This is a genomic window from Acinetobacter sp. AS167 (assembly GCF_037152175.1).
In the GTDB taxonomy this organism is placed as follows: domain Bacteria; phylum Pseudomonadota; class Gammaproteobacteria; order Pseudomonadales; family Moraxellaceae; genus Acinetobacter.
Map to the genome: position 1 here is coordinate 76,889 of NZ_JBBCMP010000003.1, position 14,011 is coordinate 90,899.

At 37.9% G+C, this 14,011-nt stretch carries 14 protein-coding genes; 8 read left to right on the top strand and 6 right to left on the bottom strand.

What is annotated here, in order from left to right; genetic code table 11:
* The first annotated feature begins 16 nt into the window (after positions 1-16).
* Positions 17-2,311 (top strand): phosphoenolpyruvate--protein phosphotransferase, encoded by a 2,295-nt coding sequence (ptsP, locus tag WFN33_RS06755; RefSeq protein ID WP_336952206.1) that lies wholly within the window; start codon positions 17-19, stop codon positions 2,309-2,311.
* Between the two features lie 31 nt (positions 2,312-2,342).
* On the opposite strand, the gene WFN33_RS06760 is transcribed toward ptsP, so the two are convergent.
* The gene (locus tag WFN33_RS06760) at positions 2,343-2,531 is read right to left on the bottom strand and encodes a DUF7230 family protein (RefSeq protein ID WP_004718115.1); all 189 of its coding nucleotides are present in this window, start codon (positions 2,529-2,531) and stop codon (positions 2,343-2,345) included.
* Positions 2,532-2,858: 327 nt separating this feature from the next.
* On the opposite strand from WFN33_RS06760, the gene WFN33_RS06765 reads away from it, so the two are divergent.
* Together WFN33_RS06765 and WFN33_RS06770 are read left to right on the top strand one after the other, a co-directional pair.
* Complete coding sequence (locus WFN33_RS06765; RefSeq protein ID WP_336952208.1) at positions 2,859-3,884, top strand: OmpA family protein; 1,026 nt, start codon at positions 2,859-2,861, stop codon at positions 3,882-3,884.
* Positions 3,885-4,314: 430 nt separating this feature from the next.
* Complete coding sequence (locus tag WFN33_RS06770) at positions 4,315-4,509, top strand: hypothetical protein (RefSeq protein ID WP_004718119.1); 195 nt, start codon at positions 4,315-4,317, stop codon at positions 4,507-4,509.
* A 213-nt stretch (positions 4,510-4,722) separates the two neighbouring features.
* On the opposite strand, the gene WFN33_RS06775 is transcribed toward WFN33_RS06770, so the two are convergent.
* On the bottom strand, positions 4,723-6,381 hold the full coding sequence (locus tag WFN33_RS06775) for an acyl-CoA dehydrogenase family protein (RefSeq protein WP_336952210.1): 1,659 nt from the start codon (positions 6,379-6,381) through the stop codon (positions 4,723-4,725).
* An 80-nt stretch (positions 6,382-6,461) separates the two neighbouring features.
* On the opposite strand from WFN33_RS06775, the gene WFN33_RS06780 reads away from it, so the two are divergent.
* The 4 genes from WFN33_RS06780 (at position 6,462) to WFN33_RS06795 (ending at position 10,059) form a co-directional block, all read left to right on the top strand.
* Positions 6,462-7,097: a TetR/AcrR family transcriptional regulator gene (locus tag WFN33_RS06780; protein ID WP_336952211.1), complete on the top strand. Its 636-nt coding sequence runs from the start codon at positions 6,462-6,464 to the stop codon at positions 7,095-7,097.
* Between the two features lie 507 nt (positions 7,098-7,604).
* Positions 7,605-9,125 (top strand): catalase, encoded by a 1,521-nt coding sequence (locus tag WFN33_RS06785; RefSeq protein WP_004718136.1) that lies wholly within the window; start codon positions 7,605-7,607, stop codon positions 9,123-9,125.
* 102 nt (positions 9,126-9,227) lie between these two features.
* Positions 9,228-9,674: a thiol-disulfide oxidoreductase DCC family protein gene (locus tag WFN33_RS06790; protein ID WP_336952213.1), complete on the top strand. Its 447-nt coding sequence runs from the start codon at positions 9,228-9,230 to the stop codon at positions 9,672-9,674.
* A complete protein-coding gene (locus tag WFN33_RS06795) occupies positions 9,661-10,059 on the top strand; it encodes a DoxX-like family protein (protein ID WP_336952214.1) in 399 nt (132 codons plus the stop codon). Before WFN33_RS06790 ends, WFN33_RS06795 begins: the two co-directional genes overlap by 14 nt.
* Positions 10,060-10,061: 2 nt before the next feature.
* On the opposite strand, the gene WFN33_RS06800 is transcribed toward WFN33_RS06795, so the two are convergent.
* The 4 genes from WFN33_RS06800 to WFN33_RS06815 form a co-directional block, all read right to left on the bottom strand.
* Positions 10,062-10,712 (bottom strand): hypothetical protein, encoded by a 651-nt coding sequence (locus WFN33_RS06800; protein ID WP_336952215.1) that lies wholly within the window; start codon positions 10,710-10,712, stop codon positions 10,062-10,064.
* Positions 10,713-10,776: 64 nt separating this feature from the next.
* Positions 10,777-11,277, bottom strand: a complete 501-nt coding sequence (locus WFN33_RS06805; RefSeq protein ID WP_336952216.1) for a hypothetical protein — start codon at positions 11,275-11,277, stop codon at positions 10,777-10,779.
* Between the two features lie 55 nt (positions 11,278-11,332).
* Positions 11,333-12,463: an MBL fold metallo-hydrolase gene (locus WFN33_RS06810; protein ID WP_336952217.1), complete on the bottom strand. Its 1,131-nt coding sequence runs from the start codon at positions 12,461-12,463 to the stop codon at positions 11,333-11,335.
* 2 nt (positions 12,464-12,465) lie between these two features.
* The gene (locus WFN33_RS06815) at positions 12,466-13,404 is read right to left on the bottom strand and encodes a cation diffusion facilitator family transporter (protein ID WP_336952218.1); all 939 of its coding nucleotides are present in this window, start codon (positions 13,402-13,404) and stop codon (positions 12,466-12,468) included.
* 127 nt (positions 13,405-13,531) lie between these two features.
* Between WFN33_RS06815 and WFN33_RS06820 the strand changes: the two genes are divergently transcribed.
* Positions 13,532-13,990, top strand: a complete 459-nt coding sequence (locus WFN33_RS06820; RefSeq protein ID WP_336952219.1) for a GNAT family N-acetyltransferase — start codon at positions 13,532-13,534, stop codon at positions 13,988-13,990.
* Positions 13,991-14,011 lie beyond the last annotated feature (21 nt).

Here is a 14,011-nt window from a genome sequence, read left to right on the forward strand (position 1 = left end):
TTAGGAGCATACATCCATGTCGAACATGCAACTGGACACATTAAGACGTATTGTACAAGAGATCAATGCGTCAGTCAGTTTGCATGATTCCTTGGAAATCATGGTCAATCAAGTTTCCGAAGCCATGCATGTTGATGTTTGCTCTATTTACCTTTTAGATGAACGTAACCAGCGTTATGTACTCATGGCAACCAAAGGCTTAAATCAAGAATCTGTAGGGACAGTTTCCTTACAACTTGGCGAGGGTTTGGTTGGTTTAGTGGGACAACGTGAAGAGATTGTCAACTTAGACAATGCGTTTAAACATGAACGGTTTGCCTACTTCCCCGAAACAGGGGAAGAGATCTATAACTCGTTCCTTGGTGTTCCAGTCATGTATCGCCGCAAAGTGATGGGCGTGATGGTGGTTCAGAACACCGAACCTCAAGATTTTAGCGAGGCAGCAGAATCATTTCTGGTGACCTTATGTGCGCAACTCTCTGGGGTAATTGCCCATGCACATGCAGTGGGTAATATTGATGTTTTCCGAAAACCCAGCAATTCATCTAACTACAAGACCTTCCAAGGTTCATCTGGTGCAGGCGGTATTGCACTTGGCCGTGCCATCATCCTTTACCCTCCGGCAGATTTAGCTTCGGTACCAGACCGTGATGCCGATGATATCAGTGAAGAACTTAAGCTTTTAGACCAAGCCATTGCGTCTGTACGCAATGAAATTCAATCGCTTGATGACAAGATGCAAGATTCGCTCATGGCGGAGGAACGTGCTTTATTTAGCGTGTTCTTACGTATGTTGGATGAAAATGCCTTACCTGCTGAAATTAAAGAAATTATTCGAGATGGAAGCTGGGCGCAAGGTGCAGTTAAAAATGTGATTGAACGCCATGTTGCGCTTTTTGCGCAAATGGAAGATGACTATTTACGTGAACGTGTATCTGATTTAAAAGACCTTGGACGCCGAATCCTAGCTGCGTTACAAGAAGGCGATACTAGTCATAAAGAGATCACCTCTGAAAGTATTTTAATTGGGGATGAGATCAGTACGGCTGCTTTGGTTGAGCTCCCTGTAGATAAAATTGCTGCGATTGTGACCTCTGAAGGCGCTGCCAACTCACACATGGTGATTGTCGCGCGCGCGCTTGGTATTCCAACTGTCGTGGGTGTTACTGAACTGCCGGTAAATACGCTTGATGATGTCGAAATGATTGTCGATGCTTATCAAGGTCGGGTTTTTGTCAATCCACCACGTCGTTTACGTACACGTTATAAAGAGATCCAAAAAGAAGAAGAACAAATTGCCAAAGATTTAAAGCAATATGAAACCAAAGATGCCATTACCCCTGATGGTGTTGCAGTAAAGCTGTATGTAAATACCGGTCTCATGATTGATGTGGTACGCGGAGTTCAACGTGGTGCAAAAGGTGTAGGGCTTTATCGTTCTGAAATTCCATTTATGCTGCGTGAACGTTTCCCAGGCGAAGAAGAACAGCGTGCGATCTATCGTCAACAGCTCAGTCACTTTGCCAACAAACCTGTGGTGATGCGTACACTTGATATTGGTGCGGATAAAGACCTACCATATTTCCAAATTGAAGAAGAAAATTCAGCGTTGGGATGGCGTGGCATTCGTTTTACCCTTGATCACCCTGAAATCTTTTCCTCACAAATCCGAGCAATGTTAAAAGCCAGTATCGGCTTAAACAATCTGCATATTTTATTGCCAATGGTTACCAGTGTCAGTGAAGTAGAAGAAGCACTTTACTTACTGGAACGTGACTGGATTGCAGTTCAGGAAGAAGAACAAGTTAAATTTGCCAAACCTAAAATCGGCATTATGGTTGAAGTACCGAGTGTACTTTTACAAATTGGTGAATTTGCTGAATTGGTCGATTTCTTCTCAGTCGGTTCAAATGACTTAATACAATATTTATTGGCAGTTGATCGTAATAATCCACGCGTATCTAGTGTTTATTCACACTTCCATCCTTCTGTACTCCGTGCTTTAACACGGTTGGTTCAAGAATGTCATAAGTATGAAAAACCAATCAGTATTTGTGGAGAAATGGCGGGTGACCCACTCTCAGCCATTTTACTTATGGCAATGGGATTCAATACCTTGTCGATGAGTTCAAGTAATATTTTGCGTGTGCGTAAAGCGATTTGTCATGTATCAATGACAGATGCACAAAAGTTATTAGAAGAAGTAATAGCGATGAATAACCCACTCATGGTCAAGAGCTGGATGGAGTATTACTTTAAGCATCATGGTTTGGCCGATATGGTGAAATCGAATCGTTTGGTCAATATTTAATTATTTATTTTTATTAGATTTTTATAATTATTTAAGCAAAAATTGCAGTCCACAAAAAAGGCCGATAATCATCAGAATATCGACCTTTTTTGTGTTTATCATAACCCCGTTTTGCATTCTTTTTACGATCTACAAACACTTGGCTTTTGTTGACTTCATGCATGTGTTTGGCCACAAAGTTGTGAATCACAACCTCTGGCATTGCTTTTTTCTTTGCCATTTTCTTTACCTATTTTGCTGTATACCACTTGATCAGTGGGAATCTGATATTACGCTTTTTTGTGTAGAATACAAGTATTTGTATTGATCAAGTTTGTGACTATTTTCTATTGCACTCTTTTTAACTATTGCATCAAGGCAAATTTGCAGACTTATCTCAAATTGATTTTAATCATCAAAAGATCATTTTTAATTTAATTAAAATTTTACAAATCAGATTGAAAACTTCATGTAATTCATGAGTATTGTTATCTATAGTATTTAAAGAAATTTGAATATAAATATGCTCAATAAAATATAGGGTGATGAGTTAGAACTGGAGGATCATGTGTTCAATCAAAAGAAATTATCGAGTTTTCTACTATTATTGGTTATTCCTACACTTGGTTTAATCGCATGTAGTAAACCTGAGAAAGCAGAAGTCATAACAACTGAATCAAGTGCGAGTTCTGTACCATCTGAAACTGCGAAAACTGAATCTACAGAGAACACTTTTGATCTCTCCAAGATTCCAATTTCAAATATTACACTTGGTCAGTTTCCATATATTTCTTTGCCAAATGGTTATCAGTTTCACGAAGCAACGACCGTAAATTTTGAGAAAATACCATTTTGGACAGGTCAACATATCGAAAATATTGAAGGTCAATTATATAGTGCAGCCATTCAACAAAATGAAAATTATAAAGAAGGAAGTTTTTTAGAATTGCAACGTAATTTGGAAAATGTAATCCAGCAATTGGGTGGCAAACAAATTACACAGAGTAAAATTCCTCAACAAGAATTAGAAAATATCCCACAAAAATTCCAAGTCGATTATGTTGCAGGATTGGGAGATATTTTTAATAACCCGACACAGACCTTTGTGATACGTCAAGCCAATAAAAATATTTGGTTCCAATTGACACAGGCAGGGAATGGACATGCTGGCCTATTCGTCGCAGAAACTAAACCTGTTGAAATTACAGCTAAAGCATTAAATTCAGGCCAACTCAAAACAGCTTTGGATAAGGACAATAAAGTCAATATTGAGGTTAACTTTGCCACGGATCAAGCGAATATTTTGCCCGACTCTCAACCCCAAATTGAACAAGTCATTCAACTGCTAAAAAACAACCCTGAACTCAAATTGAGTATTAATGGTCATACAGATAATTCAGGTAATACCAAACATAATCAAACGCTTTCAGAACAACGTGCAAATGCTGTTGTTAAAGCTTTAACCAATAATACTGGAATTCAACAAAGCCGTTTAACAGCCAAAGGCTTGGGAGATACACACCCTATTGCGAATAATTCAACTGAAGACGGTAAAGCTTTAAATCGTAGAGTTGAGCTGATTAAATCTAATTAATTCTGTGAAATGCTGAGTTCAATGAACAAAGAAAACTCATTATAAATAAATGGGTTTTCTTTTAAAAATAGCTCACTCACTACATACACGATGTACTCAGTAAAACTCTATCTAGCAATCGTTTTACATCCACAGCTTCCATATCTAACATTTCAGCAACTCATCCATAAAACATACTATAAGGTGTTTTAATAAAAGCATCCGCTTGTAATCTACTGTTGATTCTTCCGCTCATAAACAAATTTTTATTAAAAGATAAAAACTGCGATAACAAGAACTTATTTACTGAAATAAAAAATTAATTACAACAAATTTCAATAAAAAACATAAATATTAAATATTTTCAACAATATAAATTTGCCAAAACCAAAAAATGCATATATATTGTATATACATTTTTTGGATTATCACCTTTGGGGATAAATACGTCATGGCTGAATTACCCAAAAAGACAAAGGTGAATAAAAAAGATGGGCAACTCTTAATTCGCATTAACAGTGCTGAGCGTGACCAGTTTTTACAACTTTGTGAAACGATGGATACCAGTGCAGCGCGTGAGTTAAGAAAATTTATCCGTAGTTTTATCAAAAAACATCAGCCAACGGATACTCAAACTAAGGAGTAACATGATGTCTAAGCAAGTTAAATCTTTAAAACAGAAAATCAAAGCACGTTTGGAAAAAATCTCCAAACACGAAGGTAAATTGAAAAAGCTCAAAAAAAAGCTTAAAAAACAAAAGTAATTTCGATTACACATCCCAAGCTTGAACTTTGATAAAAGTGGCTTAAAAAAAAGCGGCATTATTTACATAATGCCGCTTTTGCGTTTTCGAAGGGATTAAGCTAAAGCTCTATCTAACAAACGTTTTACATCCACAGCTTGTGCATCTAACATTCCGACCACGCGTCCATAAAACGCACTATAACGTGTTGCAATAAAAGCATCCGCAACAAAATCTGGTGCATATTGTTTCAGCAAAATAGCTTGTGCCAAGATGACCAAACGACTGACTAAGCTACGTGCCATAAATTGCAATTCATCTACTTGTAAGCCATTAAATAATTTAAATAAAGCTTGTAATTCATCTTGTAAAATTGGATCTTGAGATGCAACTTGTGCAAATGATTTAAATAAGACTTCAATTGATTCACGGTCACGTTGAATTGCACGTAATACATCCAAGCACATCACATTACCAGAGCCTTCCCAAATGGTGTTTACAGGGGCTTCTTTAAAAATACGTGCCATGATTCCTGTATCGACATAACCATTGCCACCGAAGACTTCCATCATCTCACCTGTCAACTCCACGGCACGCTTACACACCCAGAACTTTGCTGCTGGTGTCATGATTCGTCTCCATGCCAGAGATAATTCACCATCACTCTCATAGCAATGCGCAAGATGAAAACTCAATTGCATGGCTGCTTCTGTTTCCAAAGCTAAATCCGCCAATACCGCTTGCATCAACGGTTGTTCCGCCAAATGTTTACCAAAGGCTTTACGCTGACGGGTATAGGCAATACATTGCACCAAAGCCTGACGTAACATCGCACTTGAACCGACTGAACAGGTCAAACGTGTATAGTTTGCCATTTCAATAATCGTGGGAATCCCGCGCCCAGCTTCACCGATCATAATGCCCCAAGCATTTTTAAATTCAACTTCTGAGCTTGAATTACTGCGATTACCCACTTTATCTTTGAGTCGTTGTACTTGAACCGGATTTTTTGTCCCATCTTCTAGCCAACGTGGTACAAAAAAGCAGGCCAATCCATCTTGTTCAGTTTTTGCCACGACTAAATGTGCGTCACACATTGGTGCGGAAAAGAACCATTTATGTCCTGTCAGTAGATATGCTTGCCCACGTCCTGACTCAGCTACAGGAACAGCCCGTGTTTCATTGGCGCGCACATCTGACCCGCCCTGCTTTTCCGTCATCCCCATACCTAACCAAATTGATTTTTTCTGAGAAATCGGAATGTCACGTTCATCGTATTCAGTCGATAAGAGCTTTTCACCAACTTTTGCCCACAACTCAGGTTCATTTTGAATTAAGGGAATACTACCTAGCGTCATAGAATTAGGGCATAGATTGCCACACTCGACTTGTCCACTCAGGAAAAATCGAGCCGCCCAATCGACCCATTTTGAACTTGATTGTGGATGATTAAATGGATGTGCGTGTGTGTCAAATTGTCGATTTAGCCGCATCCATTTATGCCATGCAGGATGAAACTCTAGAAAATCTTTACGGCGACCACGAGCATCAAAACTATGTAATTCAGGAGTATGTCGATTGGCCAAATCGGCATATTCATAATATTCAGTAGAACCCGCAATCTTTGAAAACTCAGTTAGGCATTGCTGATCCTGACTGCCATAACGTTGCAAAATTTCTTGTAAGACTTGATCTGTAGTCAATAAATTATAGTTTTGCAGTTCGTCAAACTGATTGCTGATTTCATGTGTTTGCCAATTCTCTGCTGTGTTCATCCTGAATTCCTATCTTGTTGTTTTTACCAATTGCATTCAGTATAGAAGAAAATACCTTCAAGGATGTTCGGATTATTTTTATGGCTTTACCTGCAATCAATGTGCGTCGTAAACCCCGCCAATCAAGGGCACGTATCACGCAAGAAGCGTTGATGGAAAGTTTTGTTCGGCTTTTACATGAACATCCTGCCAATAAAATTACCATTCGTGAAATTACTGATCTTGCTGGTGTGGGTTTAGGGACGTTCTATGAGTATTTTTCTAAAAAAGAAGATTTGATTGCTTTAACCATTCACCAACATGTAAAAAGCAATGCAGAAGTCTTAAAAAGTTATGCACAAAGTGTGTATGACTTATCCACAAAATCAGATTTTCAAAGCTATTTACAGCAAATTATTCATTTTCAACTTGAGCAAATTCAAACACAACAATTTTTATGGGCCCAGTCTTTCTTATTAGAACGACAGGTTTCCAGTATTGAAACGTATCAAAAAAGTTATGCCATGATGGTAGAGATGTGGCAAAACATGCTGAAACCTTTTATTCAGGATGATGAAAAACTTAAACAAATGAGTCTAAATGTACAACGAATTTGCTATGGTGTTGTCTCGCAGACATTGCTGATCGAACCTGAGTTTAAGGATTGGAAAGTTTTGGAGGCGGATATGGTTCAAATTATAAATAGCGTTATATGTATTAAAAAACAGATTTTCTAAAATTGAATGCAATCAATTTTCGCTCTGCAAAATATTCTCAAATGGATGAAGACAAGTTGGTTGTATCCAAGTCCATTTTCACCAAAAAACACAAGCTGTTGATTTTTATTTTTTTATATTTTAAACCATCATTATTATTGTAAATAAAAGCTGAATTATTATTTTACCTATCAGTACGCAGAGCTCTGCCCCATTAATCGCCAAAACAAATCAATAACAATATTTTTATCAATTTTACAAATATAAAAAATCACTCTAAAGTAAAGTTATCGCTTTAAAACATTGCTTGCTCTTCCTTGATCAACAATATTTTTAAAGCAGATAAAGACCGGTAAGTTGTTTCTAAAAATAAATGACAAATCATTTATTTTTAGATCAATTAGATTTAACAATTGTGCACTATATTGGTTTTTCAATTACGGTTAATGTCATGTAATAGCGAATATTCTTTATCTATTCCATCTATTCAAAAATGAATACATGATTAATTAAAAATGGAGAAATAGAATGAGCCAAGACTCAAAAAAATGTCCTGTAACCCACCTGACAACGGCTTTTGGTGCACCTGTTGTAGACAACCAAAATAGTTTAACGGCAGGCGCACGTGGTCCTCTACTGGCACAAGATTTATGGTTAAACGAGAAACTGGCCAACTTTGTACGCGAGGTTATTCCTGAGCGCAGAATGCATGCAAAAGGTTCAGGTGCTTTTGGTACATTTACCGTAACTCACGATATTACTCAGTACACACGCGCTAAAATATTCTCACAAATTGGCAAACAAACAGAAATGTTTGCACGCTTCACCACTGTAGCTGGTGAACGTGGTGCAGCAGATGCAGAACGTGATATTCGAGGTTTTGCACTCAAGTTCTATACCGAAGAAGGTAACTGGGATCTCGTTGGGAACAACACTCCCGTCTTTTTCATGCGTGATCCACGTAAATTCCCAGATTTAAATAAAGCCGTAAAACGCGACCCCAAAACCAATCTACGTAGTGCAACCAACAACTGGGATTTTTGGACGTTATTACCTGAAGCTTTGCATCAGGTGACGATTGTGATGTCTGATCGTGGTATTCCAAAAAGCTTCCGCCATATGCATGGTTTTGGTAGTCATACGTACAGCTTTATCAATGCAAACAATGAACGTTTTTGGGTCAAATTTCATTTCCGCACCCAACAAGGCATTGAAAATTTAACCGATGCTGAAGCGGAAGCGGTTGTTGCTAAAGATCGTGAAAGTAATCAACGTGATTTATTTGATTCGATTGAAAATGGTAACTTCCCAAAGTGGAAGCTTCAAATTCAAGTCATGCCTGAAACAGATGCAGAGAAAGTCCCTTATCATCCATTTGACCTTACCAAAGTTTGGCCTCATGCAGATTATCCACTGATTGATGTGGGTGAGTTTGAGCTGAATAAAAATCCTGAAAACTTCTTCCTTGATGTAGAACAATCAGCTTTTGCACCAAGCAATTTAGTTCCAGGTATTAGTGTTTCACCTGACCGTATGTTGCAAGCGCGATTATTTAACTATGCCGATGCTCAACGCTACCGTTTGGGTGTGAATTATCAACAAATTCCTGTCAATGCTGCACGTTGCCCTGTTCACTCTAATCACCGTGATGGTCAAGGCCGTGTCGATGCAAACTATGGCGGTTTACCACACTATGAACCGAACAGTTTCAGCCAATGGCAAGAACAAGCTCAGTTTAAAGAACCACCATTAAAAATCAGTGGTGATGCAGATTATTGGGATTTCCGCCAAGATGATTCGGATTATTTCAGCCAACCACGCGCTTTATTCAATTTAATGAATGATACGCAAAAACAAGCACTGTTTGATAATACGGCGGGTGCAATGGGTGATGCACTTGATTTTATTAAGTATCGTCATATCCGTAACTGTTATGCATGTGATCCAGCGTATGGTGAAGGCGTGGCAAAAGCCTTGGGCTTAACTGTTGCAGATGCACAAGCTGCACGGGATAGCGATCCTGGTAAAGGTCATCCTGGTTTTCAATAAGTCTAGTTCAATAAAAGTCATTCAATAGAAACCGCCTTCGGGCGGTTTTTTATTTTGTATAAATGCACTATATTGAAGAAACTCCCAATTGCGAGTAAAGCCATGCAACAGAAAATTGAAGCGCTAATTCAACAACATGACATCATTTTATTTGATGAAATCTGTGTGTTATGTAATGGCTGGGCAAAGTTTTTAATCAAATATGATACACAGGCACAATTTAAATTAACTTCGGTGCAATCACCTTTAGGACAAGACATCTTAAGACATTACCAAATGCCCACTGAGCAATTTGATAGCATGTTGGTGATTAAAAATGGGCAAGCCTATAGTGAATCCACTGCGTTTTTAAAAGTGATTGAAAGCTTAGGACCACCCTTTTCATATTTAAAAATGGGGTACGGGATACCTAAATTTATCCGAGATTTTCTATATTGCCGAATCGCTTTAAATCGCTATCGTTTATTTGGTACAACTGCACAGTGTTTACTGCCTTCATCTAAAAATAAAAAACATTTTTTGGAACATAGCATTGATGCAAAATTCTAAAGTACTTCAGAATGCCTTATTGACCATTCATATTTCACTGGCTGTATTATGGTTTTATCAAGGGCTCATCCCTAAAATTATATATAAAGTCATCGAAGAGCAACAATTTTGGCAATTTACAGGGATTCAATTGTTGCCCATTCCTAGACTTATTGAACTCTCAGGATTTGGAGAAATAATATTTGGTGGATTATTTCTTATTTTTAGACAATCAAAGCTTCTGCATTATTTAAATATCATCGCGATGCTGTTGTTTTTACTGGTTGTTGCGATCGTTTATCCACACTATTTTGCGCGGGGTTTTAATCCTTTCATCATGAATACCGCAATGGCCACACTGTCTATTGTCGCAATTCAACTTCTCAATGCTCAAAAAGCCGAATAAACTTACATTCGCATATTTGTACCAAACTGCTCTTTCCATCCTTTGGTTTCAGTCGCAATTTGCTTGGCAAGTTTGCTTTTCACTTCTTGAATTAAGCGCGCCCGTTCCTGTCCATGCACAAATCGACCTTTATAATCACTTTGCATGGTTTGAATATATTCACTCAATGCACGTTGTTGTTGCTTAGTTTTTGGAGCGGTATGCAAAAATTGAAGGTATTCCTCATCTGGGTTTGTGCTAAGCGGATCACCCAAAATATCTTCAACATATAGTACAGCACTGACTAATTCCACTTTACCCTTTGCATCCACAGTATAGGTTTGTTTGCGCACACCATAAGGATAGGTCCAGAGTCCCTGCCGATCACCCGAAGCCCAGTAGCTATAAAAAATAATCTTATTATCTTTAATCTCATAATCACCCAATTCAATCTGGAGAATACTACAGTCACCCGTGGTTGAATAAATTGTATGCGTGAGCAGCTTTTTATTATCTCGATATAATTCAATATCTTTTCGTAATAAATCAACATCATCTTGATTCATCCCTGTTTTCAACTCAAAATTATTTTGATTAATTTGTATATTTTGAGTCTCAGCAAAAGCTGTACTAGATAATGCCAGTAACATCAATAAAGTTTGGATTATTTTCATTATTCATCTCCCTTGATTTTTCAATCAGGAATCAACACTATTTTTTAGTCTGGGTAAATACCCCCTAATCCTGACACAGCTTTTGCAAAACTGGAAGTATTTCACCTGCCTGACTAAAGGGTTGTGTCTGACGATAATGCTCGACCTTTTTAACCAGTTTATAGTTTTTATCATCCTGACTTTTAAACTGCTCAAGTCGTGTAAATGTCCGATCCTTACACAGTACTTGATAATAATTAATCATGTATTGCCTTTTTGGGTTCACACTTTTAACCCAAGCTTGAATAAGTTGATTCCCATCAGATATTGTGGTGATACTTTCAAAAAATTGATTATTTGAATTTTGATGAATTAATTTCCATTCATCACCCGTTTCCAAGTCATATTTTTCATTGAGAGGTTTGATACTCTCTGTATCATCTGCTGCTGGACTATCTTCTTCGGCTGTTGCCATAGTCATCTGATCTCCATCAGCCCCAGCCGCTTGAGTTAGGTCTATAGATTTTGCAGCAACTGAGCTCATCACCAAGCAAAACAACAAAGTACTCGATAAGATTTTTATCATTTTTAGTGTTCTCAATTTTTTAGCGCTCTCAATTTTTATGGCTCAATAAGACTCACTACACAACCAATTTACGGCCTTCACGAATACAGTAGAATGGATTAATCATTTTTGATGAATTCTTCATAGCCTTTTGTAAATCCTGCTCAGGCTGTTCCCGCGCTTCATCCGTCAATTGGAAAGTACGGTAATGAATTGCCAAAGAACGCTTGGCTTGTAAATCTAAATGCGCCTGAAAAGCATCTTGTGGATTCATGTGCATATATTTCATTAGCGCTCTTGGTTCATACGCACCGATTGGCAATAACGCAATTCGCGGTGAACCTAACCGTTTTTGAATTTCTTTAAAATGCGGTGAATACCCCGTATCGCCAGCAAAGAAGAAATGACCATGTTGCGATACCACAGAAAAACCACCCCACAATGCAATATTCTGATCACGTAAACCACGACCCGAGCCATGCTGTGCTGGGGTATAAATAATTTTTAAGTTTTTAAACAATGCAGATTGCCACCAGTCCATCTCAATCACATGGAACTCTTTAGGCAAGTAACAGGCATTGCCCAAACCTGTATAGATTGGCATGGCAAACTTGTTGTGTAGCCATCTTAAAGAGGCTAAATCCATATGGTCATAGTGATTATGACTGAGTAAAACTGCATGAATCTCTGGCAATTGTTCTAAAGCAATTCCAGCAGGAATCACACGTTTTGGTCCACGCCCATGTTTCGGACTAACATAGTCGGCCCAAACAGGATCAGTTAAAAAGTTATAGGGACCAATTTGAACCAGTACAGTCGCATGACTCACAAACCAGATTTGCCAATCATGTTCATCAGCATCTGGTCGATTCTGAGGTAATACGCGTGTTGCCGCATAGAATTCTGATGATTCTTTTTGGGTATCCACATTCCAAGTATATGATTTTCGGGTACCCAGCCATTTCATCAAATCCCAACGGCTACGCCCTTGTGGTTTACGTACTTCATTAAAGAACCGTTCACCATTGTGCTGATTTGAACCAATCACACTAAATACAGGTTTATACCATGTATGTGACAGACAATTTTCAGTATCAATTCGATAATGCAATTGTTGAACTTGCTGAGATGGAACAGTCTTATTTTGCATTGTGTTGTCTTGTACCGTTGTATCTTCAAGACGTACCATTGGCTCTTGTTTCGACATGATTACTCTAAACGCCCTTTCATTCTTTCAAGCCATACTTGCTGTGTTTGTGGCTTCACGAATAATGCCACGATTTCGGGATGAATACTTTTAATCTTTGCTTCAATTCTGTTCACACAGACTTCGATATCATCTGAAGTTAAACTATCTTTAAACTCTAAGCTTAAAGAAGCAATCACTTGATGTGCGCCCATTTGTTCAGTCAATACGCCATTTGCTGAATGTACGGCAGGATCTTCTTGAGCAATTTTCAATACATTATGACGCAGTTTTGGATCTGCTGTTTCACCCATCAACAACCCTTTGGTTTCCCTTGCCAAAAGCAAGGCTGATATAGCCAAGACAACACCAATCAGTACCGAAGCCACACCATCTAAAACGGGTAAATTAAACTGCTGAGCACAAAATATTCCAAGCAATGCAATGATTAAGCCAATTAGAGCTGCTGAGTCTTCAAATAAAACAGTAAAGGTTGTCGGATCTTTACTGCGACGGAATGCTTCAAAATATCCCATCTGACCTTTGGTCTTTTTAAATGTTTTCAACGCAATAAACCATGAAGCTCCTTCACAAAGCAGCGCAAACCCGAGTACCACATAGTTGACCAATGGGGATTGTATAACTTCTGGATGACGAATATGTTGAATACCCTGATAAATTGAAACTACCGCACCTAAAGCAAAAACCAACAGTGCAACAATAAAGGCCCAAAAGTATAACTCTCTTCCATAACCGAAGGGATGATGATAATTTGCAGGCTGTTGTGATTTTTTTAAACCATACAGCAATAAGATTTCATTTAAAGTATCTACGACAGAATGGACTGCCTCACTGAGCATCGCTGAACTATTTGTAATATAGGCGGCAACAAACTTAACCAGAGCAATGGCTAAATTGCCCAAAAGTGCTGCATATACAACAATTTTGTTGGAATCTGACATTTATTGTCCTGTTTTTTATCATCAAATACATCAATTTGATTTTTATAGCTGTCCTGCTTCATATTAGCGAAACTATCTGTGATTTTTCTTTATTTTTTGTTGTTTTTCACAATTGAGTGAATCTTTTATGGAACCCAATTTAACCAATATTCTAAATACTCCGTCGCAGTCTCATCCACAATTATTGAAAATTTGGGAAGCTTCTGTGCGTGCGACTCATGACTTTTTAAATGAACAACATATTTTACAAATTAAAACACTCATCATTCAGCATCATTATTTTGATCATGTGCAGTTGTTTCATGTGGAACGTGAAGGTCAAATCGCTGGGTTTATGGGACTGGCTTATCAAAAGATTGAAATGTTATTTATTGAGCCTAATTTTTTTGATCAAGGCATCGGTTCAATGCTCATTCAAAAAGCTTTTGAGTTAGGTGCACATGAAGTAGATGTCAACGAACAAAATATTCGTGCTTTGGAGTTTTATAAGAAACATAACTTCCAACAAATTGCGCGTTCAGAACTTGATGCTGAAGGTAATCCATTTCCAATTTTGCATTTAAAATTAAAGAAGCCATCCGTCTAAACGTTTTGAGATAAAGCGATA

Bases quoted from the DNA above. Each gene is read 5' to 3' on its own strand.
- WFN33_RS06760 (WP_004718115.1), bottom strand. From the start codon at position 2,531: ATGGCAAAGAAAAAAGCAATGCCAGAGGTTGTGATTCACAACTTTGTG.
- WFN33_RS06775 (WP_336952210.1), bottom strand. From the start codon at position 6,381: ATGAACACAGCAGAGAATTGGCAAACACATGAAATCAGCAATCAGTTT.
- WFN33_RS06820 (WP_336952219.1), top strand. From the start codon at position 13,532: ATGGAACCCAATTTAACCAATATTCTAAATACTCCGTCGCAGTCTCAT.
- WFN33_RS06785 (WP_004718136.1), top strand. From the start codon at position 7,605: ATGAGCCAAGACTCAAAAAAATGTCCTGTAACCCACCTGACAACGGCT.
- WFN33_RS06795 (WP_336952214.1), top strand. From the start codon at position 9,661: ATGCAAAATTCTAAAGTACTTCAGAATGCCTTATTGACCATTCATATT.
- WFN33_RS06805 (WP_336952216.1), bottom strand. From the start codon at position 11,277: ATGATAAAAATCTTATCGAGTACTTTGTTGTTTTGCTTGGTGATGAGC.
- WFN33_RS06815 (WP_336952218.1), bottom strand. From the start codon at position 13,404: ATGTCAGATTCCAACAAAATTGTTGTATATGCAGCACTTTTGGGCAAT.
- ptsP (WP_336952206.1), top strand. From the start codon at position 17: ATGTCGAACATGCAACTGGACACATTAAGACGTATTGTACAAGAGATC.
- WFN33_RS06790 (WP_336952213.1), top strand. From the start codon at position 9,228: ATGCAACAGAAAATTGAAGCGCTAATTCAACAACATGACATCATTTTA.
- WFN33_RS06810 (WP_336952217.1), bottom strand. From the start codon at position 12,463: ATGTCGAAACAAGAGCCAATGGTACGTCTTGAAGATACAACGGTACAA.
- WFN33_RS06800 (WP_336952215.1), bottom strand. From the start codon at position 10,712: ATGAAAATAATCCAAACTTTATTGATGTTACTGGCATTATCTAGTACA.
- WFN33_RS06770 (WP_004718119.1), top strand. From the start codon at position 4,315: ATGGCTGAATTACCCAAAAAGACAAAGGTGAATAAAAAAGATGGGCAA.
- WFN33_RS06780 (WP_336952211.1), top strand. From the start codon at position 6,462: ATGGCTTTACCTGCAATCAATGTGCGTCGTAAACCCCGCCAATCAAGG.